The sequence below is a fragment of the Nostoc sp. genome, assembly GCF_036917195.1.
GTDB lineage: Bacteria > Cyanobacteriota > Cyanobacteriia > Cyanobacteriales > Nostocaceae > Nostoc.
Genome location: NZ_JBALDG010000005.1, coordinates 169,442 through 191,872 on the forward strand (window position 1 = coordinate 169,442; position 22,431 = coordinate 191,872).

General features: G+C 42.0%; 22 protein-coding genes and 2 pseudogenes. 6 read left to right on the plus strand and 18 right to left on the minus strand.

Features of this window, described 5'->3' with window-relative positions:
- Positions 1-80: 80 nt before the first annotated feature.
- From V7K40_RS01325 to V7K40_RS01335, 3 genes are all read right to left on the minus strand, one after another.
- Entirely contained in the window at positions 81-383 is a 303-nt protein-coding gene (locus tag V7K40_RS01325; RefSeq protein ID WP_334956019.1) for a TMEM165/GDT1 family protein, read from the minus strand.
- 94 nt (positions 384-477) lie between these two features.
- Positions 478-906, minus strand: coding sequence for a TMEM165/GDT1 family protein (locus V7K40_RS01330; RefSeq protein ID WP_334956020.1), 429 nt, complete (start codon positions 904-906; stop codon positions 478-480).
- 126 nt (positions 907-1,032) lie between these two features.
- Positions 1,033-1,383, minus strand: coding sequence for a YkgJ family cysteine cluster protein (locus V7K40_RS01335; RefSeq protein ID WP_334874388.1), 351 nt, complete (start codon positions 1,381-1,383; stop codon positions 1,033-1,035).
- A gap of 279 nt (positions 1,384-1,662) precedes the next feature.
- Here V7K40_RS01335 and V7K40_RS01340 point away from each other — a divergent pair, with 279 nt between their 5' ends.
- Entirely contained in the window at positions 1,663-1,785 is a 123-nt protein-coding gene (locus V7K40_RS01340) for a photosystem II reaction center protein Ycf12 (RefSeq protein ID WP_298920407.1), read from the plus strand.
- A 78-nt stretch (positions 1,786-1,863) separates the two neighbouring features.
- Here the strand turns inward: V7K40_RS01340 and V7K40_RS01345 are convergent, their stop codons facing one another.
- From V7K40_RS01345 to V7K40_RS01405, 13 genes and pseudogenes are all read right to left on the minus strand, one after another.
- Entirely contained in the window at positions 1,864-4,005 is a 2,142-nt protein-coding gene (locus V7K40_RS01345) for a DHH family phosphoesterase (RefSeq protein WP_334956021.1), read from the minus strand.
- Between the two features lie 198 nt (positions 4,006-4,203).
- Positions 4,204-4,419, minus strand: coding sequence for a hypothetical protein (locus tag V7K40_RS01350; RefSeq protein ID WP_334956022.1), 216 nt, complete (start codon positions 4,417-4,419; stop codon positions 4,204-4,206).
- 23 nt (positions 4,420-4,442) lie between these two features.
- Positions 4,443-5,525: pseudogene (locus V7K40_RS01355) on the minus strand (TonB-dependent receptor plug domain-containing protein); the annotation flags it as partial.
- Positions 5,526-5,634: 109 nt separating this feature from the next.
- Positions 5,635-6,666, minus strand: a complete 1,032-nt coding sequence (locus V7K40_RS01360) for an AraC family transcriptional regulator (RefSeq protein ID WP_334956023.1) — start codon at positions 6,664-6,666, stop codon at positions 5,635-5,637.
- 453 nt (positions 6,667-7,119) lie between these two features.
- Positions 7,120-7,410: a hypothetical protein gene (locus tag V7K40_RS01365; RefSeq protein WP_334956024.1), complete on the minus strand. Its 291-nt coding sequence runs from the start codon at positions 7,408-7,410 to the stop codon at positions 7,120-7,122.
- A gap of 148 nt (positions 7,411-7,558) precedes the next feature.
- The gene (locus tag V7K40_RS01370) at positions 7,559-7,783 is read right to left on the minus strand and encodes a hypothetical protein (protein WP_334956025.1); all 225 of its coding nucleotides are present in this window, start codon (positions 7,781-7,783) and stop codon (positions 7,559-7,561) included.
- Positions 7,784-8,057: 274 nt separating this feature from the next.
- A complete protein-coding gene (locus V7K40_RS01375; RefSeq protein ID WP_334956026.1) occupies positions 8,058-10,238 on the minus strand; it encodes a TonB-dependent siderophore receptor in 2,181 nt (726 codons plus the stop codon).
- Positions 10,216-10,764, minus strand: coding sequence for a hypothetical protein (locus tag V7K40_RS01380; RefSeq protein ID WP_334956027.1), 549 nt, complete (start codon positions 10,762-10,764; stop codon positions 10,216-10,218). Before V7K40_RS01380 ends, V7K40_RS01375 begins: the two co-directional genes overlap by 23 nt.
- A gap of 582 nt (positions 10,765-11,346) precedes the next feature.
- Positions 11,347-12,174 (minus strand): phosphate ABC transporter ATP-binding protein PstB, encoded by an 828-nt coding sequence (pstB, locus tag V7K40_RS01385; RefSeq protein WP_334956028.1) that lies wholly within the window; start codon positions 12,172-12,174, stop codon positions 11,347-11,349.
- A 51-nt stretch (positions 12,175-12,225) separates the two neighbouring features.
- Entirely contained in the window at positions 12,226-13,125 is a 900-nt protein-coding gene (gene pstA / locus V7K40_RS01390) for a phosphate ABC transporter permease PstA (RefSeq protein WP_334956029.1), read from the minus strand.
- A gap of 6 nt (positions 13,126-13,131) precedes the next feature.
- On the minus strand, positions 13,132-14,073 hold the full coding sequence (gene pstC / locus V7K40_RS01395) for a phosphate ABC transporter permease subunit PstC (protein ID WP_334956030.1): 942 nt from the start codon (positions 14,071-14,073) through the stop codon (positions 13,132-13,134).
- Positions 14,074-14,122: 49 nt separating this feature from the next.
- Entirely contained in the window at positions 14,123-15,124 is a 1,002-nt protein-coding gene (locus tag V7K40_RS01400) for a PstS family phosphate ABC transporter substrate-binding protein (protein WP_334956031.1), read from the minus strand.
- Positions 15,125-15,208: 84 nt separating this feature from the next.
- Positions 15,209-16,363: a sulfate ABC transporter substrate-binding protein gene (locus tag V7K40_RS01405; RefSeq protein ID WP_334956032.1), complete on the minus strand. Its 1,155-nt coding sequence runs from the start codon at positions 16,361-16,363 to the stop codon at positions 15,209-15,211.
- 508 nt (positions 16,364-16,871) lie between these two features.
- Between V7K40_RS01405 and V7K40_RS01410 the strand changes: the two genes are divergently transcribed.
- From V7K40_RS01410 to V7K40_RS01420, 3 genes are all read left to right on the plus strand, one after another.
- Entirely contained in the window at positions 16,872-17,087 is a 216-nt protein-coding gene (locus V7K40_RS01410) for a hypothetical protein (protein ID WP_334956033.1), read from the plus strand.
- A gap of 7 nt (positions 17,088-17,094) precedes the next feature.
- A complete protein-coding gene (locus tag V7K40_RS01415; protein WP_334956034.1) occupies positions 17,095-17,520 on the plus strand; it encodes a type II toxin-antitoxin system VapC family toxin in 426 nt (141 codons plus the stop codon).
- Between the two features lie 140 nt (positions 17,521-17,660).
- On the plus strand, positions 17,661-19,232 hold the full coding sequence (locus tag V7K40_RS01420) for a metallophosphoesterase (RefSeq protein WP_334956035.1): 1,572 nt from the start codon (positions 17,661-17,663) through the stop codon (positions 19,230-19,232).
- A 105-nt stretch (positions 19,233-19,337) separates the two neighbouring features.
- Here the strand turns inward: V7K40_RS01420 and V7K40_RS01425 are convergent.
- Positions 19,338-19,508, minus strand: a pseudogene (locus V7K40_RS01425) (ABC transporter substrate-binding protein); the annotation flags it as partial.
- 236 nt (positions 19,509-19,744) lie between these two features.
- On the opposite strand from V7K40_RS01425, the gene V7K40_RS01430 reads away from it, so the two are divergent.
- Positions 19,745-20,503 carry a YebC/PmpR family DNA-binding transcriptional regulator gene (locus V7K40_RS01430; protein ID WP_334956036.1) on the plus strand — a complete coding sequence of 253 codons (759 nt, stop codon included), beginning with the start codon at positions 19,745-19,747 and terminating at the stop codon, positions 20,501-20,503.
- A gap of 239 nt (positions 20,504-20,742) precedes the next feature.
- Here the strand turns inward: V7K40_RS01430 and V7K40_RS01435 are convergent, their stop codons facing one another.
- Positions 20,743-21,468 carry a sterol desaturase family protein gene (locus tag V7K40_RS01435; RefSeq protein WP_334956045.1) on the minus strand — a complete coding sequence of 242 codons (726 nt, stop codon included), beginning with the start codon at positions 21,466-21,468 and terminating at the stop codon, positions 20,743-20,745.
- A gap of 340 nt (positions 21,469-21,808) precedes the next feature.
- Between V7K40_RS01435 and V7K40_RS01440 the strand changes: the two genes are divergently transcribed.
- A complete protein-coding gene (locus V7K40_RS01440; RefSeq protein ID WP_334956037.1) occupies positions 21,809-22,081 on the plus strand; it encodes a hypothetical protein in 273 nt (90 codons plus the stop codon).
- Positions 22,082-22,431 lie beyond the last annotated feature (350 nt).

Genomic DNA, 22,431 nt, shown 5'->3' on the forward strand with positions numbered 1-22,431 from the left:
GGTTATGGGTAGTAAAATCTCTGGTATTTTGATTGAGCTAGTTAGGCGAACACCACACGAGCCGTCGAACTCATGTTTGGTTATGGTATTTGTTCAGAATCCGTCGATGGTTCATTATTAAATAACAGCAGGCGTGCAGCAAGGATGGCAAATCCCACAGCAGCGATCGCTTTTAACAAACGTGTAGGTAATAATTCTGCTACTGCTCCCCCTGCTAATGCTCCCAACAAGCTTGTCAACAGCAGTGCGCCTGCTGCGCCAAAAAATACTGCACGCGGAGAATTAGAACGCCCTGAAAGTGCGATCGCTGCTAGCTGACTTTTGTCACCCAATTCTGATAAAAAAACTGTAATAAAGCTCAGTCCTAAAAGATGCCAATCCATATGATTAAGGGGGAGAGTGGGGGAGATGGGGAAGCAGAGGGAGAATAACTCCTGTACAGACGCGATTAATCGCGTCTCTACTCCTAACTTCTAACTAACCTTGGAATATATCCCAAAACAGCATTAGGGAAATCACCAACAACATCACGCCTGCTGATTTTTCTATAGTTTTCGGGCTGAGTCGGCTGGCTATCCAACTACCTAAAAGCACACCTAATAAGCTGGTGGTTATCAACGCAGCCGCAGATCCTATAAATACAACCCACGGCGAATGAGATTGTGCGCTCATTAACAGCGTGGATAGCTGAGTCTTATCTCCAATTTCTGCTAGAAAAATAGTTACAAAAGTTGTACCAAAAACTACCACCACTGATTGCTGCTTTTGAGGACTATCCGCAACTACAGCCTGAACTGGCTGGGCGATCGCTGGAGTTAAGTTAAAATCAGTGCTGTCTTTCAGTTCTAGCTCAATCTCAGTCTCAGATATCCCAGAAATGTCCAAAGGAACAGAGTCAAGTTTCACGAGCAGTAGTTTTGTTGGTAGGTTGCTTTCATATTTCTATCATATTCTCAGATTGTTGTAATAAATTGCAACTCCAGAGATGAAGACAAAAAAATTATCGGGTGTGTTTGCGTCCTTGGATCCTCTTCACAACCCAACAGCTTTATTGAAGCGGATTATTTCCAAACTGCGATCGCCATATACTCCCTCTATTTGCTGGCGACAGCAGTCAATGGCAAAATCGTTGACTTCTTCTGGTTCAACCCCATACATATCTTGAAATACATCTGATTCTACACGGCAGAAACGAGGACGATCTGAGTAGATGCGGCATTCTCGCGTGGTATGGTCGAAATTAACACACCATCCCCCTTCGCCTACCATGCTGAGATAAAGTTCTAGTTCTGGTGGAGAGAGATACTCATCCAAATCTGGACGCTCTGCTGGATCAAGATTACAGCAGGCTCCACATTGCTTTACACATTGCCAAGTTGCCATTTTGTATTAGGTAGGGAGTAGACAGTGGGGAGTGGGGACAAGGGGACAAGAGAATTAGAGGACAAAGGGACAAGGAAAATAACCATGCCCAATACCCAATGTCCCATTCCCAATCCCCCTATTTTACTTTTTTATGTCTTTTCTTATAATTTTGTTAAGTAAATTAAATCTAGCAGGCCATAGCCAGATATGATCGATTGCGGGTTTTATAACTAAGTTATTGAATTTTTCAAGACAATTGGCAGGAGAAGAGGAAAAATGTTTGACGCTGTGTCTGACTTGTTTAACGCTTTTATCAGTATCAATTGGGAAGTTATTTTCCAATTGCTGTCCGTGGCACTAATTGTGATTGCTGGACCAGCGGTAATCTTTTTGCTGGCATTTCGCAACGGTAACCTATAATAGTGCTGAGTGCTGACTAAGGAGTTGATAGTTAAGAGTTAGAAATGAGAAGTTAATTCATAATTCATAATTCATAACTCATAACTCAGCACTCAGCATTGATAACGCCTGAAGGGCAACTTGAATAATATTGTCATACTGTGGTTGAGAAATATCAACTTCTTTGGCGTTTTGACGATTAGTGCCCAGCAAACCGATTGTATGTCCTGGCTGCATGGCTAAAACTTTGCCTTCAGAATTTTTAATTCTTAATTCTGCTTCAATACCGTTTTTATAGAAACCACAAGTATAATGTCGCTTGTTGTATTCAAAAGTTGTGCTTGATGGGGTAGGTGGCGAAGCAAAAAATTGTTGAAGCTGAATTGGTAGTCTAACACCTATTAACTCTAGCTCGATGGTGGTGTTACCGTTAAAGTAATTTTCTCGCAGTTTGTAAGCGACATCCACTCGCGGCGGTAAGCGGAAGTAGTCGCCCCAACGCCAAGCGATCGCTTTAATTTTGTACTCCTGATTATCAATAGTTTGGGCAATTGTTAGTTTAATGTGACCCTTACCAACGATTTTTTGCTCAACTACTTGAACATTAGGTGTCCAAAAAACTGGATCAGGGTTGTCCATACCGCAGGGGTGTAGAGCATTAAGTTGTTGATAAAGCTGCTGATTGATTTGATTGAGGTTGACTTCGGTATCAATTTTGAGCAGAGGCTTGAGATGCTGGGGTTCAAGACACTGGTTAGCAAACTCAATCAAACGCGATCGCAACACCTCTAAATTCTCTGCTGCTAGAGAGAATCCCCCGGCTGCTTTGTGTCCGCCAAATTTCCCTAGTAAATCGTGACAATATTCCAAAGCTTCAAATACATGAAACTCTGGAATTGAGCGTGCTGAACCGCGTATATGTTTTTCATCCTCATAAGTACCGATGAACACGGGAACACCGTAGCGTTCCACCAAGCGGGAGGCGACGATACCAATAACGCCGTGATGCCAATTCGGTTGAACAACAATTAATACACGGTCTTGCTGTAGAGAGGCAACAAATTCTGTCTCTACATAAGCGATCGCTTCTTGTTCAATTTGCTCACACATTAGCTGGCGAGAGGCGTTGATTTGTTCGCACTGCATTGCTCTTTCTAACGCCACCCCCATATCATCCGTAGTCAGCAATTCAATGACAGTCTGGGGATTACCAATCCGACCAATAGCATTAATTCGTGGCCCCAGGCGAAACCCGATATCTTCAGGCTTTAGCGATTTTGGATTTGAGGAGTTAGGAGTGAGGAGTGAGGAGTTAGGAATATTAAATTTTTTCTCCCCTGATCCCCCTGCTCCCCTGCTCCCCTGCTCCCCATCTCCCCTCGCCTGCACGCCACCTACTTGAATTAACGCCTTCACCCCAGCCAAGTTGGATTTGGGTAAATGCTGTAAACCACGTTTCACCCAACGGCGATTTACTCCAGTTAGGGGAGCTAAATCTGCGATCGTTCCCAGTGTAAATAGTGCTAGCATCGGCTGGATCAAGCCTTTAGTCTCCCCTAGCTGTTGTGCTAGAGACACTGCCAAAATGTAGGCAACACCAACACCAGCAACACCCCGGTAAGGTGAAGATTCAGCTATTAGTTTAGGGTTGAGGATAGCGTTTGCTGGCGGTAATTTTTGGGGGATATCGTGGTGATCGGTGATAATCACTGCAAGACCAAGTTCTCTAGCTCTAGCAACTGGTTCAAACGCAGATATGCCATTATCTACAGTGAGAATTAGTCCTACACCTTCGCTGTGGAATTCTTCAACTATGCGTTTATTAATACCGTAACCTTCGTGCATCCGGCTGGGGATAGCATAATCTACTTGTGCGCCTAAAGTGCGGAGACTACGTAAAAGTAGAGCAGTGCTAGTCATTCCATCAGCGTCGTAGTCACCGCAAATAGCAATTTTTGTTTGAGAGGCGATCGCATTTTGCAACAACTCCAAACTAATCGCTAAATCTGGGAATTCCTCCAACGGCAAAGGTAAGACTAAAGACTCTGGCTCTAAAAATGCTTGTACCTGTTCTGGTGTTTCCATACCCCGATTAATCAGCAGCTGACTGATAATGGGGGAAATATTTGTCAAAACCGCCAGTTTTTGGGCAAATTCTGGTTTCTGCGGATAAATTTGCCAGCGCTGATTAGGTAAGCGCCTGTTAGGTTTTGATAGTTCAGATACAGCTCGGTCTAGCACAATAAAAGTTAGGAGTTTTTAGTTATGAGTGTTGAATTGAAAGTTGTTTCTTAACTCATAACTAATAACATTATTTACTGTCTAAAACACGTTTATTCTGCCAAAATCTCCCCTTTGCCCCTTCTCATTTCCCCTTTAACCGAACCGTATTCGCCTTACACCCTCATGACATCTCACCCGTAGATTTACAAATGAGTATTAAAACTCCCAGCTGATGGAGCCAACGATTGTCAAGGGGTCGCCTCTATTGATAAAGACTCTGTTATAGGAAGCATCTGCATAGTCAATATCAAAGAGATTACGAATGTTGATCGCACTCTTAAAACGTCCTCTGCGGTAATAAATTGCTGCATCGGTACGCAAGTAATCATCTAATTGAAATGAGTTAGCTAAATCTCCTTCTCGCTCACCCACATAAAACAATCCCAGACCAAATCCCGAGTAATGAAGTTGACAATCCCACCCGGCTCTACAGCACCGAATAGAACTGAGGCAGGTCCTTTAAGCACTTCCACCTGTTCAATTGTCTCGGTGGGTGTTACTCCGAAGGAACCACCATCTCGAAAGCCATTTCGGTAATTTCCTCCTTCTTGGAGAAAGCCTCTAATAATTCTGCTTCCTATAAGCCCACCACCAGTTTGTGGACCTCGAAGAACACCGCTGACTGTTTCTATTGCCTGATTCACTTCTGTGACGTTGCGATCTTCGAGTACCTGTCGCGGCACCACCTGAATCGATTGGGGAATATCGCGTAAGGGTGTATCCGTCCGCGTTGCAGTAGAAGAATTCGGAACGCGATAACCGTCTTGCTCACCAGTGACGACTAACTCTATCGGCTCATCGCCTTGTGTCGATGGTGTCTGCTGCGGTGCAGGCAGTGCTGGCTTTTCTTCAGTTTGTGGTGTTTGGGGTGGCTGTGTCGCAATTGCTTGTGATGCTACTGCAAAAACCAGACCTGCATCATCATCAAATAACTCAACCGTTGGCAATGCCGCAACACCCACCACTGTCACTCGCACAGTATTTGCATCAATATTCGTAGCTGTGATTTCAGTAATTCCCGCAAGTGGTTTTTGAGAACGAAATGTAAAAGCATTGCCGTCAGGTAAACGCAACTGCCCACCTGAGACATCGATAATAAAATTATTGCCCGTACTGCGATTTGTGACTTGCAGTTGAGTACCAACAGGTGTCTTTAAAATAACCTCCACACCTTTGTTTGTGGAATTAGCTTTCACCTCTGTTATTTGTACAATTCCTGATGAAGGCGTTGCTTGTGGAGTTGACGATTGCGAAAGCAATCCACTAGCATTGGTGGCTGGACGTTCAATCTCGCTTAGTCGCGTAATTCTTTTATTGGTAGTAGAGGAATTGGCAGTCGTTTTGAAACTTTCTCCACTCTTAATTGCTGTTGGCTGACTGTGCTTGACTTGTGCCCGTATAGGTTGTGCCATAAACATTGACAGAAAACTGATTACCAACCCTAGACAAATACTGGACGACAACCCCTGAGTTCTCATTATTCCTCACACTCCAATGACTAACTCTTGATTTAATGACAAGTGTTATTGATAAAGCAGGAATGTATTGTATGAAGACTTTTACTTTCGCGTCTACCCAAAAACCGCCTTATCTTCGCAAAACCGACTTTTTACCCAAGAAACACTCACTAGGTGTAATGCCAAATTTGCGTTTAAATGCAGTAGCAAAATGAGCAGGATTTGAGTAGCTAAGTGAAATTGCAACTTCTGCCACAGTGCGTTGGTATTGCCCATCACAGGCATGGCCCTGTCGTAACCATTGCTCTGCTAACTCCATACGTTTATTCACCAAATAACCAAATACAGTTGTGCCAAATAATTCTCTAAAACCACGTAGAAGAGTGCGTAGGCGTAGCCCGCCGCAGGCATCGCTCACTCCTACTATTTGCGCCAATTCTAGTATCGATGGCGGGTTTTCCAGATGAGAGAGCAAAATTTCCCTAGCGTGATGAATGCGAGCGATGGTTGTATTTCTTAATCTTGTTGATGGTTGCAATCCGTCTTGTTCAGCTAAAAAGGGGGCAAGTTGCAGTGCCATCAACTCTAGTACCTTCGCTTGTAAATACAGACGCTTCGTCATCCCCTGGTAGGGACAGTTGACAATTTGCTGTGCCACTGTCTGTATTGCGATTGTGGTTTTTGGGTAAAGTAATGTCTGCCAATCGTTACCCTTTGCCAAAAAGCGCAACTGGGGAGGAATTTCTTCATCGACTGTCTGGAAAAAAGTTGCCAACAACTCAGGGGGCATAACTATGCCAACACTCACTTCTGATTGTGAATGCCAAAAAGTCATTTTTGGTTGAATGCCGCCACCAGAAATGAGCGTATATCCTTCTTTTATTTGCCCTCCAAATTCATCTCTAGCTGTTCCTGAAAGACAAACAGCAAATTGCAAAGGGTGATCGCAGTCGCAGTCTTGGTACAGTACATCATCGTAGAATTCGTAGTTTTCAATCCCCAGCCACACTTGGGGATACACCTCGATATCTCGCACATATCCTTTGCCCAGTTGCTTGGGCATTTGACAGTATGATTCAAATGGCTCTGATAGGTTTTGTGGGCTGTTTTTAGCAGCTTCTGTCCACCATTCATCCCACTCTGGTGTTGGGGTAATGGTCATAGTTTGCAACTGGTAGGTAATCGAAAATTAATACTAGTTATTTGCAATAATTTTACCACGATTTCTCACTCACTATTGACAACAGCACAACTCATATAGCATTGGCGCTTTCACCCATGAGTTAATGGTGACTCCATTGCTTACAGCTATTTTCAGGTAAATAGACCACGCTCTACGGGCACAGCAATGCTGTGCCCCTACGCCAGATGTGGTTCAAATACATGAAAACTGCTGTAAGTCTAAGGTAGGACTGATCGATTTCAAAGCCGCAATCCGACGCTGTGCTCCATTAAGTACTTTCGACCCACGTTTGGGACGTGATATAAATCACTTTCCTGTTATTAATAATGCGCTAGAAGAAAAACTGCTTTCTACCTTGATTTTTACAGCACTAAGATAGACATAACTGGGGTGAATTGACACTTGCACAGCTCAGTACAGGATAATTATTTGTTACAAAAATATTGAGCGTTTTATGTAAATTATTGGAGGTCGCCCAAACTCAATAAACGACTGCCCAAATTCAATAAACGACTGCCCAAATTCAATAAACGATTGTCCGAATTCAATAAACGACTGTCCGAATTCAATAAACGACTGTCCAAATTCAATAAACGACTGTCCGAATTCAATAAACGACTGTCCAAATTCAATAAACGATTGTCCAAATTCAATAAACGATTGTCCAAATTCAATAAACGACTGTCCGAATTCAATCAACGACTGTCCGAATTCAATTAACAACTGCCCAAATTCAATCTAAGAACTTAGCAAATTTACTTTTATTAAACACGAAAGCGATCGTAATGGTTGCTAGCGTTTGTGTTGCATAGGCGCAGCCCGTCGTAGACATCGCTGTTTTGTCAAGGCCACGTCCAAGACGACTAGAAAACTAGCGATCGCTCATCCCGACAATTTGCGCCAATTCCAGTATCGACAGTGGATTCTCCAAACGGGAAAGTAAAATTTCCCTGGCGTGATGAATGCGACTGATGGTTTGTGTCTTTAATCGTGGCGATGATTGCACTTCGGCTTGTTCAGCTAAGAAGGGGTTAAGTTGCAACGCCATCAACTCTAGCACCTTACCCTGGTACAATCTGCGATCGCAGATACTCATGTCACACAGTGCCAATATCTTTAAAATGTTAACACCTACTTCACACAATAGAAAAAGTGAATGCTCTACGCTTCATCTGAAGGATAGAAGCGTAGGATGCTCACAGTGTTTGCTCAAAACTGCCAGGAAATTGTGCCTTGGATTGTCAGGGGGTCGCCAGGTATAATCCGAACTAACTCAAACCAGATGAATATGACCCAAAGTTGTAAGCTTGTGGAAAATCTTAGCTGATAAAATGGCTCTCTTCGCTTTGCAAGGGTTGGGCTGGGGAGGATCAAAACTCCCATGAAATTGTCCCCTGCACTGTCAACGGATCGCCATAAAAAACTCGATTCCGATCAAAAGAAGTTTCAAAGTAGTCCACATCAAATAGGTTGCGAAAATTAAGGGCAGCGCGAAACCTGTTGCGCCTGTAAAAAATTGCGGCATCTGTCCGCAGGTAGCTAGGTAGTTGAAAGGTATTTAATGTATCCCCTTGCCGTTCTCCGACAAAGAATAATCCCACGCCAGCACCGAACCCTTGCAAACTACCTCGTTGAAATTCATAGCTTGTCCACAGGTTAAAGGTATTTGCAGGAACAGCACGAAAACGAAGACCTACGGGAAGCGTGTTGTCCTCAGTGACTTTTGCATCGGTGTAGGCATAGCCCGCAATGATATTCCATCCTGGCAGAATTTCGCCTTGAAAGGTGAGTTCAACACCTCGGCTTTGCTGTTCGCCTACTTGAATCGAAAACTGGCCTGGGGGTACGCCAGGTCTGGTGTCTTCAGTCAAAACATTGGATCGGGTCAGATCGTAGAGAGCCAGAGTTGCCGAAAGTTTATCATTCAAGTCTGCCTTGACCCCAATTTCATACTGGGTACCGCGCTCCGGTTGAAAAGCATCGCCGCCAAAGCCACTGCCGAGTGTTGGGGTAAAGGAGCGACTGTAGCTGGCATAGAGTGAGATGGGCTGAATTGGTTGATAGACAATGCCCACACGAGGACTAAAGTCATTGCCAGACTGCTTGGTTTCTGTATTCGCAAGCCGATCCTCTTCAGTTTGCCGAAACAGATCGAAGCGTCCGCCCAGCAGCAGCTTCAAATTTTCAGCTAAGGTGATCTGGTCTTGTACATAAATGCCCAGTGCGTCTATGCTACCAGGAATACTATACTCGTAATCCACATTACCAAGCGGCTGACCATAGACAGGATTGAATAGGTCAATGGGAGCAGCTTCGCGACTAAATCCAGTAAGGTCGGTTTCTTGTCTAGTGAGACTAATGCCTGTGACCAATTGATGACGAATGCTACCTGTAGAAAACTCACCCACAACGTAGGTGTCAGAGTTAAACGATTTGCCCTTATTGCTCTGAGATGCAAAGTATCGGCTCAGAGTCCGATTATCATTCGCTAAGGTATCGCCGCCCACATATTTCCTGGGTGCATCAACTTGTAGGAATCTAAAGGCATTTCGGATCTGCCAATTAGAGCTAAACCGATGTTCAAGATCATAGCCAACTCGTGTCGTATACAAGCTTTCTCTGTCATTTGACTCACCCACACTCCGATTGCGGGGTATTTTCCCATTCGGATTTGAAAACACAGTTCCTATTGCTGGGAGACCATAGGATTGGTCACTAGATTGGGGTTTAGCAAAATATTCAAAGGCTAGAGTCAATTTTGTGCGATCGCTAAGGAGCCAACTGAGAGTTGGTGCAACAAAGTATCGCTGTCCCTCGAAGAAATCAAAGAAACTTTCCGTCGTTTGAGCCGCCAGGTTGAGTCTGTACAGCACGGTTTTGCTGGCATTGAGCGGTCCCGAAAGGTCGATCGCACCGCGATAAAAGTCGAAACTACCCGCAGACGCTTCCACCGAGTAGTAGGGTTGATTCAAAGGCTGCTTAGTGACATAGTTAACAGTTCCTCCTGGTGCAGCTTGACCATACAGAACGGAGGCAGGTCCCTTAAGGACTTCAATCCGTTCGATCCCTGCCGTTTCAAAGCCAATGTTATTGTTATGCGGACTTTCATTTAACCCATTTCTCAAGACATTGTTGCCAGAACTAAAACCTCGCAGTATAGCAGATGAATCGAACACCGATCTAGCAGTATTTCCAAACCCTGCACCAGGGACATTTCTGAGGGCTTCAACCAGGGTAGTGACGTTTTGATCTCGTAGCACTTGCTGGGGTATCACCTGAATCGATTGGGGAATGTCTCGCAGGGGTGTGTCGGTTCGAGTGCCCACACTAGCATCTGGTACACGATATCCGTCTTGCTCACCCGTTACTACCAATTCAATCGGCTCATCCTGCTGTGGTGATGGTGTTTGACTCGCTGGCTGCTGTTGTTGTGGCTGCTGTGGTAGAGAAGTCGCAATTGCAGCAGAAGTTACACCAAAAACCAGACCTGCATTATCATCAAATAACTCAACTTTTGGTAAAGTTTTCTCACCTACCACCGTCACTCGCACAGTAGATTTGCTGTGCCACTGTCTGTATTGCCGTTGTGGTTTTTGGGTAGAGCAATGTCTGCCACTCGTTACCTTTTGCCAAAAAACGTAGTTGCGGTGGAATTTCTCCATCGACTGTCGGGAAAAAGGTTGCCAACAACTCAGGAGGCATACACAAGCTAATACCTACTAGTGATTGCGAATCCAAACAAGTCATCTTTCGTTGAATGCCGCCACCAGAAATAAGTGTGTATCCTTCTCCTAATTCTCCACCGTTTTCCTGTCTAATTATTCCTGAAAGGAGAACCGCAAATTGCAAAGGGTGAACGGATTCATCATCGGTTTTAGTTAGTATGTTATCGTAGTATTCCTCGCTACCAATCCCCAGCCACACTTGGGGATACACCTCAATATCTCGCACATATCCTTTGCCCAGTTGCTGAGGTACTTGACAATAGAATTCAAATGGTTCTGATGGATTTTGTGGGCTGTTTTTGGCAGCTTCTGCCCAATATTCTTGCCACTCTGGTGTATAAGTAATAGTCACAATTGGTATTAATTAATGATATTTTTATCAAAAATTTTACCGCAATCTTCTCCTAACTCTTGATTGAAAATATTACAGCCTAGATAAATTCTTGAAAAATTTCCTATTAAACTGAGATTTTGTACGATCTGCGATCGCAGATGCTCAAATCACAGAGCGCAGATATCTTTAGAATGATTAACACCAGATGAACTCTCCCATGTAGAAGTGTCGCGGCAAACTATCAATGCTATTAATTCTCAATTATCGTACCGCGATCGCTTGACACTATGGCAAATTAAGCTATTAGCTCAATAAGAGCTGATTCGTAAACAAAATATGACTTAAAGAAACTGTTTGCTGCAATGGCAAGCTTATATTTTAATTTCAGTAGACCGATGGATTTTTTCGGGGACATTAGACATTTCCGGAAAAGAATGTAGAGAAGCAAAATTTCGCGTCTCTACAAGGGTTTTGGTGAACACATAATTAATTTCCGGAGATGTCTATTAAGTTGACTAAATTTAAATGAAAGGGCAAAGGAATAATAGTCGCTCACAACTGAACTTGGCTTTTACCTTTCCCTTTGGCTGTGATATCTCTTTAACCGAAGCGTCCACTGATATAATCCTCAGCTTCTTTGGTTTGAGGAGAACTGAACATTTGCGCCGTAGGATTAAACTCAACTAATTTTCCCCGACGTTTGCCATGCTCGTCAATTTCTGTATTGAAGAAAGCCGTGAAATCTGCGACTCTGGAAGCTTGCTGCATATTGTGTGTCACCATAATGATGGTATATTGCTCCTTGAGTTCTAAGCAGAGTTCTTCGACTTGGCGGCTAGAAATTGGGTCGAGAGCAGAACATGGTTCATCCATCAATAATACATCTGGCTTCATCGCGATCGCTCTTGCTATGCAAAGTCGTTGCTGTTGTCCGCCAGATAATGCAGTTCCTTTCTCTTTGAGTTTGTCTTTGACTTCATCCCAGATAGCAGCGCGTCTGAGGGAATCTTCCACCAATTCATCAATGTTACCTTTATAACCGTTAGCACGCGGCCCAAAGGAAATATTTTCGTATATTGACTTGGGGAAAGGATTCGGTCTTTGAAAAACCATTCCGACTTGACGGCGTAATTTTACAGAATTTATCTTGGGATCGTAAATATTGCGATTGCGATAATTCAGTCTCCCTTCTACCTTAGCTCCAGGGATTAAATCATTCATCCGGTTGAAGCAACGCAGTAAGGTACTTTTACCACATCCTGAAGGCCCAATAAAAGCAATAATTTGTTTATCAGGAATCTTTAGATAAACATCTAAAAGTGCCAAAAATCCCCCATAGTATACCTTCACACCTTCAACATTGAATACACCCTTGTCTTGGTTGATTGTGGCACTATCTGATTGACTTCTACTATTGCTATAAGTCATTTAGCTGTTCTCCTAATATCCGTGAATGTATCCAATTAGATATTTAATTACCTAATTTATTGAGAAGCGTTGTCGAATATAAATTGCTACACCATTTAAAACTAAAATCAAGATTAACAACGCAATAATTGTCGCTGCTGCTGCACTAGCAAAACCCGGTTCAGGACGAGTGATGTAACTATAAATTTGAATGGGTAATGCCATAAATCTCTGAAACAAACCAGGGTTAAAGGTGAGAAAACCTACAGCACCTACAACAATTAGAGAGGCTGCATCACCAATAGCGCGGGATATAGAGATAATTACCCCCGTCAAAATACCAGGAATAGCATAGGGCAACACGTGACTGCTGATAGTTCGCCATTTTGTGACACCTAATCCGTAAGAAGCATTTCTCAGGGAATCTGGGACAGCGCGAATTGCTTCTCTAGCTGTCACAATAATTACTGGTAAAGACAACAAAGATAAAGTCAATGCACCGGAAATCAAAGCGGGGCCAAACCCAAGCAAATAATTGAAAACCCCTAAACCCAGCAATCCATAGACAATAGAAGGCACACCTGCCAGATTACTGATATTAATCTCAATAATCGCTGTCCACCAAGCTTTAGGTGCATATTCTTCTAGATATAAAGCTGCTCCAACACCAATTGGGACAGTTACTAAAATCACAACAGCTCCTAAAATCATACTGCTGATAATCGCAGGACGAATACCACCTTGGTCAGCAAAACGAGAAGGAGTTTCCGTAAGAAAGCCGGGTGATAAAAATCTGCCTAATCCGTCTCGCAAAATATCAAATAGTAGCAACGCTAAGACAAATAAACCAATCAGCAATCCTAACAAAAAAAGTACTTCAAATACTTTCCCTAATTTATCTCTACTCTCAACATTATCGGTAAATTCTGCCGCAGATTCTAAAGAATTATCTTGTTGATAACTTGTAGCCATATCTATTTAGTCGTATTTTTCTTTAAAGCGATTAGCAATCCAATAACTAACAATATTCAAAGCAAGAGTAAGTAGAAACAGAACAGCGCCTACAGCATATAATGTCTTGAAATTAAGACTACCACGCGGACTATCTCCACCAGAAATCTGTGCCATGTAAGCTGTCATTGTTTCTATTGATTCCATCAAATTAACAGTTAATCTTGGTTGTTGTCCGGCGGCGATAAGGACAGTCATTGTTTCACCTACAGCGCGAGAAATACCCAAAATAATTGAGGCTATGATTCCAGAAAGTGCAGCTGGTAGAACTACTTTAAAAATGGTTTCCAGTTTAGTGATACCTAAAGCATAAGCTCCTTCTCGCAAAGAACGGGGAACTGCTCGGATAGCATCTAAGCTGATAGAACCAACAGTAGGAGTAATCATTACCCCCATCATTAACCCTGCACTCAAAGCGTTGAATATTTCCAGAGGGATAAAATTTCGCAGCAATGGTGTAAGGAACAACAGCGCAAAGTAACCATATACTACTGTTGGGATTCCTGCCAAAAGTTCCACCGCAGGACGTAAAATTGCTGCCACTTTAGGTTCAGCATATTCACTCAAATAAATAGCAGAAGATAAACCTAAAGGAATAGCAACTGCCATCGCAATAGCTGTAGTCAAGAAAGTGCCATTAATTAATGGCCAAACGCCAAAATGTTTATCGGCAAATAGAGGTGTCCATTTAGTATCAAGAAAGAATTTTGCAAAGGAGACTTCTTGGAAAAAACTGAATGTCTCCTGAAAAATAATTACGACAATACCAAAGGTAGTCAAAACCGAGACTAAAGCACAAGCGAATAAAATCGCCGCAACAATCTTTTCTGAAATATCTTCAGATGCATTTTTTTCCAGTGACTCTCTGGATAGTAGATAAGGATCGTCTTGATAATTGGTATTCTGCATAAACAAGGGATTTTTGACTACAATCAGACTACAATGACTGAAACTTTATTTAAATAAAGTTTGTAATTGGTTCACCTGGTTTTGCTTTTTTAAACTTCGTCCCAGTTTCACCAGTAGCAAATTTTTGTTTGACTTTGAGATAAGCTTCATCCGGTAGTGCCACATAACCAACACTATCTACCCACTTCCAAGAATTTTCTAGATAAAAATCTACAAATTCTTTTACTGCTGACTTATTGTCTAAGGATTTTTTACTAACATAGATGAACAGAGGACGAGACAAAGGTGTATAGATGTTTTTAATTACATTATCCACCGGCACTGGTTTTTCACACTTTCCTGTAAGACTTTCTACAGCAACTAGATTCAGTTTTTCTTGATTTTGAATATAGTAAGATATCCCTACATAACCCAAGGCTGTTACATCACCTGACACTCCTTGTACGAGAAGGTTTTGATTCTGAGTCGCAGTGTAATCTGTACGGCCATTCTTGGCTTTACCAGTCACAGCTTGAGTCATATAATCGAATGTTCCCGTATCAGAAGATGGAGCATACAGCTTCAACTTTTCATTAGGAAACTTAGGATTAACTTGATTCCATCTCAATACTTTACCGTCTGATTTGCCACCCCAAATCTTACCCAGTTCCTTAATAGTTAAACATTTGGCAAAGTTATTTTGGCGGTTAGCAATCACAGCGATGCCATCTAAAGCTATAGGCAACTCGACAAATTCAATATTCTTACTTTTACATTTTTTGATTTCTTCATCTCGAATGGTGCGAGAAGCACCAGCTATATCAATATCACCATTACAAAATTTACTGAAACCACCACCAGTACCACTTGAGGCAACGCTTACTTTAGCTTCAGGTTTGACTTTACCGTATTCTTCTGCAACTGCTAAAGAAATAGGAAAACCTACAGCTGCACCATCAATACTCACCTGACTTTTCTTTTCCTCGTTGCTACTACAAGAAGTGATACTACTGGCAATAATCATTAAAAATATGAGGAAAAAGCTATCCTTAAATCTGCTACGAAAGCTCATAAATTATCAATTGAGTAAAGTGACTTAAAGTTTTTTATGCTTGGCTATTTGCTAGTAGATAATCCTGCACGAAAAGTATAGATATCATGCTTTGCTAGCAGCCTTAACTTTATCAAAAATAGCCCCATCTCCAAAAAACTTTTTCTGGATAATATCCCAGCCACCTAAATCTTGAGATGTGAATAAAGTTTTAATTGGCTGATATTGTGATGCTACTTCTTGGGTGACAGTGGGGTTAACAGGACGATATTGTAATTTAGCAAATTCTCGTTGAGCTTCTGTCGAGTAAAGAAAATCAACAAATGCTTGTGCAACTTCCCTTGTACCGTGTTTATCAACGTTTTTATCAACTACGGCTACAGGATTATCAATGGAAATATTGACTTGGGGTACAACATAAGGTAATTTAGTCCCATTTTTTCCTGCTAAAATTACTTCATTCTCATAGTTGATTAAGACATCACCCTGATTTTGTTGGAAAAATAAATTGCTAGCTTCACGAGCATCTTTCGTCAGAATAGGAGTGTTTTTATAAACTTTGGTGACGTAATCTAGCGCTGTCGCTTCGTCACCTCCGGTTAGACTCACGGAACCCCAAAAAGCCAAGAATTCCCAGATAGCAATACCAGAAGTTTTTGGGTTAGCAGCAATCACTTTCACGCCATCTTTTGCTAAGTCTGCCCAAGTATTGATGCCTTTGGGATTGCCTTCGCGGGTGACGATCGCAGCAACCGATTTACTAACAATACCATTTCTCGGAGCTTCGGTTTCCCAACCCGATTTAATCAAACCCGCTTGCTGAATTTTGCTGACATCCAAAGGAAGTGCCAAATGTACTATATCTGCTTCTTGCGAACCAGCAATGACAGCAGCCGCTTGAGCGCCAGAACCCCCATAACTTTGCTCAAATGTGACGTTTTGATTGTGTTCTTGCTTCCATTTTTCTACAAATTTGGGAATTATCTGGTCATGAGCTGCTTTGGTAACAGAGAAAGAAACGAGTTTTAGCTTGACATCATTTTTGCTAGCTGAACTGCTTCCAGAGCAGGAGGCAACTGCTATACTCAAAAAAGCACCTACTAAAAACAGACTCACAAAGCTTTGCACAGTGTGTCCATTCAACCAACTTTTAATTGTCTGTTTATACGATTGTATGGTTTGCAAAGCTTTCATAGCATAAGCCTGCATTCCCTCACTGAGGAATTTACTTAATTGTGTCAGTTGTTGCGACTTGCTCATTAGAATACACCCCTAAATCTACGGTGTTTCTAGACAGATACCGTAATTAAGAAAATTATAGGATATATAGAACATTAGTTCTCATCTGGCTTCAATTTTTTTTATTAAGTCAGGAGTTGATCATCAAAGTAGCAAAGGTAGGGTCTAAGCTCTGTGTTCTGCCCAACTCCAAAAAGCTGATTTATTTACAGCCTACATAGGTTATTTGTGTATAAAATTGCTACAACAATTTTTGGCTAAGAATTGGGAAAAAGCGAAAATTTTTCCTCCTTTTGTCTGTAAAAGACCAAGACCACTGCAACTTCACAGACCCAGAATCTCGGATTCTGATAAATAGCTGAGAGTAGGGATTTAACTAACATTAGTTCAGTTGGTGACTTAGGCAATTCTGAAAAATCGATATAATTCGTAAGACAGCTATAAGTATCTTCACTAGTTATTGCGTCGTCTACTCTACCCGTATTGTCACAACCAGCTTAGGATAGACTAAAAGCACTTTTTGCGAAAAATGGTAGAAAAAATCACAGCTGTGTTTAATGGTAAAGTGTTCTATCCGGCTGAACCGATCGCACTGCCAATCAATACCCACGTGCGAATCAGTATTGAAATTTTACCGCCAAGTGAACATGAAACGGTATCATTTCTGCAAACGGCGCGATCGCTCAACTTAGATGGACCACCTGACTGGTCTGCAAATATAGATAAATCTTTGTACACTAAGTAAACTTTCCATGCATTCTGAAGTCTTTCTTGATACATCATTTGCCATTGCCTTATCTGCACCGAGCGATCGCTTGCATGACCGAGCCTTACATCTGGCTAAAATGTTACAAGCGGCAGAAACTCGTTTAGTGACAACACAGGCGGTAATGTTGGAAATTGGCAATGCCTTATCCCAACTACCTTATCGTCAGGCGGCAATCATATTATTAAATTCTCTAGTAGCAGACTCCAAAGTAGAAATTGTCCCTCTCTCCCAGGAACTCTACGAACGTGCTTTCGAGCTATATCGGGAACAAACAGAGAAAGAATGGGGATTTGGGGATTGCGTATCTTTTATTGTGATGCAATATAGCGGAATCACTGAAGCACTAACTGCTGATGAGCATTTTCAACAAGCAGGCTTTCGAGCATTACTGCGAGAAAATTTACCTTAAACATTGGGCATAAGGAAGAAACTTGTTCAATAATTCTCCCTTGTCCCCTGCTCCCCCTGCCTCTTCCACAGTCCCCAATTAAAACCCTTATCATTTCGTTACAATCGACATGTGCGTTAGGCATTCAAGAGTTATCAGCCATGAAATTGATTTCTGATCCACCGATTCCTGTAAAAATTCAAAAGATGAAGGAACGGGTGCGGTGGATGCATCCAAGTTTTGTGCAACGGGGAATTGACCAAACCAGCATGGTTATTGACGATCGCAAACAGGATAGTCCAGAATTTTCCTTTATGGTTATCGGTGATTCCGGCACCAAATCCCATTCTCAACACCACCCCCAACGAAAAGTTGCCGAACTGATGCTGACTCAGCGCGATGATTGCAGTTTTGTTTTGCACACAGGCGATGTAATCTATGTAGTGGGTTCCCAAGAGTATTATTCAACAAACTTTATTGAGCCTTACCGGGAATTTCTTGTTGGTGGCGACAACCCGAAAGGCATTCCCTATGACCGCATGGTATTTAATCTGCCCTTTTTGCCAGTACTCGGTAATCATGATTATTACGATGTGCCGTTAATGTACCGTTTATTTACTGGAACAACATCTTCATTACGTCGCCTGTTGCGCTACAAAGATATCGAGATTGGCTGGCATGGTTCATATCAAGGTAATGCCTATGCGCGAGCATTTATGGACTATACCCAGGCGATCGCTTCCCCACAAGAGTTAGAACGTCATTTAGATCAACACTATACTGCTAAGACCGACACAGGGCGCTGTTTGCGTTACGAACCTGGAAATTTTACCCGCTTACCCAATCGCTATTACACCTTTCGTTACGGCGGTATTGACTTTTTCGCACTGGATTCCAACACCTTTAATACACCATCACCCTTACCTACAACTCAAGAGGGAGAAATTTACCGCCGCCAATTGCAAAAGCGTCGCCAGGAAATAGATCAAGAAGAATTGCAGATTTTGGAAATATGCAATCGCCTCAACCTAGATAAACCCACCGAAGCAGAACAACTTGATGAACTTAGCGCCAAACTAGACCAAATAAATGAAATAAAAATCGATATTGAAAAACAATTGGCATCTGATGAAATGCCTGCGATCGACTTTGAACAACTTGAATGGTTGCGAAGCAGACTAATTGAATCTTGGAACACCTCCGAGGTGCGCGGACGTGTGATCTTTTTCCACCATCCGCCCTATGTCACAGAAGCTACCAAGTGGGATCAGGCACAAACCTTGGCGGTTCGCCACCGCTTGCGCTGGGTATTTGAACAAGTGGCACAAACTCTTGGTTCTCTAATTAAAGAACGTCCTATAGTCGATTTAATTTTAAATGGTCACGCTCACTGTTTGGAGCATCTTTGCACAACTGATACTGGATTTGCTGACTCCCACATTAACTGTATTATCTCTGGTGGTAGTGGTCATCGTCCTCGCTATCAACGGCGAAGGGGGACTGAATTGATGGAGACTTTTACCGAAATTGCAGGTAAACCTACTCGGAAAGTTGCTGATTCAATGCTTTTTGTGGGTCGTCACGACTACAATTACCAGAACCGCCTGCCTTACTCATGTGTGCGGATTGATGTTCTGGATGGTAGTCCACCCAAGTTTATCATCAGACCGCTGGTTACTGAACGTATTAGAGATCAGTGGTATAACCGCGAACTTGAACCTTTCGTGATTTAAACAGAATGCGATGCCTACGGTGCTCACTGAGCCTGTCGTACCCCTATGGGGAAGCAAGCTAGCAAGAGCATCTCCAAGAGTTGTGCGGTAAACTACGCGCCTGAATCACTTGAAAATCAAATCTAGGCGTTGCTGGGTTGCTCTGAGTGAATCTGCTGGCAAACTTTTACCCAATAATACAGATTCAATCGCCCGACCTAAACTGTCAGAAATCCGATTATAGCCAGGAAATATCGGACGCGATCGCCCATATTTAACTTGATCTAATACCATTTCTTAGTGAGGCTGCGCCAAATTTTCTTAGCTTCTTATTTCTTTGTTTCTTTTTCGCTTGGCATGGCGAGGAGACAAAAAAAATCGTGCATAATAATGTTGATAAAAATGATTGGTCAATTTTCCTCGTTTCCTCACAACAATGCCACTCTGATGGATAGTTGCACAATTATCTAAAGTTATGGTTTTTGCAAGCGTTTATATCCTAATCTTGAATAGAGTTTTGATAATTTCAGATTATGGCAGGACACAGTAAATGGGCAAATATTAAGCGCCAAAAAGCGGTAGTAGATGCAAAAAAGGGAAAAACCTTCACTCAGTTATCCAGGGCGATTATCGTTGCTGCTAGAAGCGGCGTACCAGATCCGGCGCTGAATTTTCAACTTCGCACAGCAATTGACAAGGCAAAGGCAGCGAGTATCCCCAATGATAATATTGAACGAGCGATCGCTAAAGGTGCAGGCACTTTTGGCGGGGATAATGCTACCTTTGAAGCGATTCGCTACGAAGGCTATGGCCCTGGTGGTGTAGCGATTTTAATCGAAGCCCTCACAGATAATCGCAATCGCACTGCTGCTGACTTGCGTGTAGCTTTTAGTAAAAATGGTGGCAATCTTGGTGAAACAGGTTGCGTTAGCTGGATGTTTGACCAAAAGGGCGTTTGTGTGGTGCAGGGTGTGGTTGACGAAGAACAGCTTTTAGAAGCATCCCTCGAAGGCGGTGCCCAGTCTTATGAGATGACTGAAGATGAGATGGCTGAGGTATTTACTGACATTGCAAATTTAGAAACCCTTAGCCAGACACTCAAAGATCAGGACTTTAAGGTGACTGATGCCGAATTGCGCTGGATTCCCAGTAATAGTGTAGAAGTTACTGATCCGGATCAGGCGCGATCGCTTTTCAAGTTAATTGATTCTCTAGAAGGCTTGGATGACGTGCAAAATGTCACAGCTAACTTTGAAATATCAGAAGAATTAATGGCTCTGAGCATTTCTTAATCAAAATTCACACAGGCATCATAGTCAAATAGCAGTTATTTGGATGAGGTTGAAAATGTTACACAAAGACGGGATATGCTATTTATGAGAAAGGCGATGTCTACGACGGGCTATGCCTACGCAAATTTGAGGTAATTAAAACTAATTGATATATCTTGTTTTATATCAAGTCCGGTTAATCACTTATAATTAGCGCATCTGTGCAAAAATCCCAAAAGCCTCTTTCACCGGACACGATATTAGAACTCGCTTGTGTGAAACTGATTTTCATAATTAGGCTCTTCAGTACCAAGTAGCTTGTCCCAGAACGTGAAGTACAATCCGTAATGCACCATGTACTTGCGATGATGTATTGAATGATGCATACATCCAATGAACCATTTTCCTAACCACTGGCTCTTAAATGATCTGGGGAATACCTCAAATCCAAGATGAGTCACCACTGCCCATACTGTCGTAGTCATAAGTATGGCAAGTAAGGTGATGAAATGGAGTGGAACGATAAAGATTACACCTACGAAGAATAATGCTTGTATAATCGCCTCTGGCAAGTCGAATGCAAAGGAACTCCAAGGTGTTGGCTCTTTTGAACGATGGTGTCCATAATGCATCCATCTGAAAATCAGACGATGGTGAAACATCCTATGCATAAAGTAAAAGTAACTATCTTGAAGAATAAGTACTGCAACAAAACTAGCTACCAAGTACCACAATCCATACTTATAAAGGTCAGTGTATAAAAGTGTTACTCCCAAACCCCACTCTGAGATGATCAGCGCAGCAAAAGCAGCAAAAACCACTGCCGAAAGAATCGATAATTGAATATCTCTTCTGATTGACTCACTTATTGGCGGCTTCAGACGCAAACTCTGTTTGGCTACAGACTGCCCCAAAACTAGATAGAAAAGCAAGTATGCTCCTCCTGCTATCAGAAAATACCGGGCAAGAATAATACTGAAGAACATAAACCAAAAGAACCAGAATGAGTGATTAGTCAATTTAAATTTTCCTCTTTTTAGTCGAGATAATCTTTTTAAGAATCCATCTTGCTTTTGCCTTACCCAAAGGGCAGATAAATTATTCGTCATCTTTACAAAAAACTGGGATGTTTCCTGTTACATCTAACTTGGAAATGGCAAATTATTTTATGGCAACGAGTATCATACAGCAAGGTATTTATTTAAAGTCATCTATCTTCAAATAGAGATAATCGAAAAATCACACAAAAGATTCACACCAATTACAAACTAATGACATATCGCTAGTAGATAGTTAGGCGATTGGTTATTTGATGAGGAGTTTAAAATGAATAAGTTCGCTAAAGCCTTACTTTTGGCTCTAATGGTTGTTGCCCCTGTAGCCGTTTCTGCATCCACTGCTCAAGCCAAAACTACTTCTAGCCCGACTACAACTTACGCAACTGCTAAAGTTGCCAAATCCAGAACTGCAAAACGGAAGCATCATAAACATCACCACTACGGCAAAGCTGTTAGAAGTAAATCCTTAGTTAAACAATCCGCACTTAAAAAACACGTTACTCCAACAGGTGTAACTACACCAACCACCCCAAATAACTAATTCAGGACTTACGCATTGAAAATCTAAAACCTAGATTCCCTTTTAAAAGAGGGGATATTAAAAGTATCCTTGAAAAGGGAGTTTGGGAATTTACTATGCGTAAATCCTATAATTATTGATGGAAGTAAATAGTTATTTCTAGACTCATTTTTTGCAAAGCTACCAGACGCTTCCTTAATATCTGCTTAATAATGAGAGACGTCAGCTATAGACCGTCATTTATGAGTGTCTTACTACTCAATTATGACTTATATAGTGGGAACATCTCACCTTTGCAAAAATATCAGCTAGTAAGCTGACCATTGAGATAAGCAGATCGAAGTTGCAGCATCCGAGGTACGTTTTCCAAT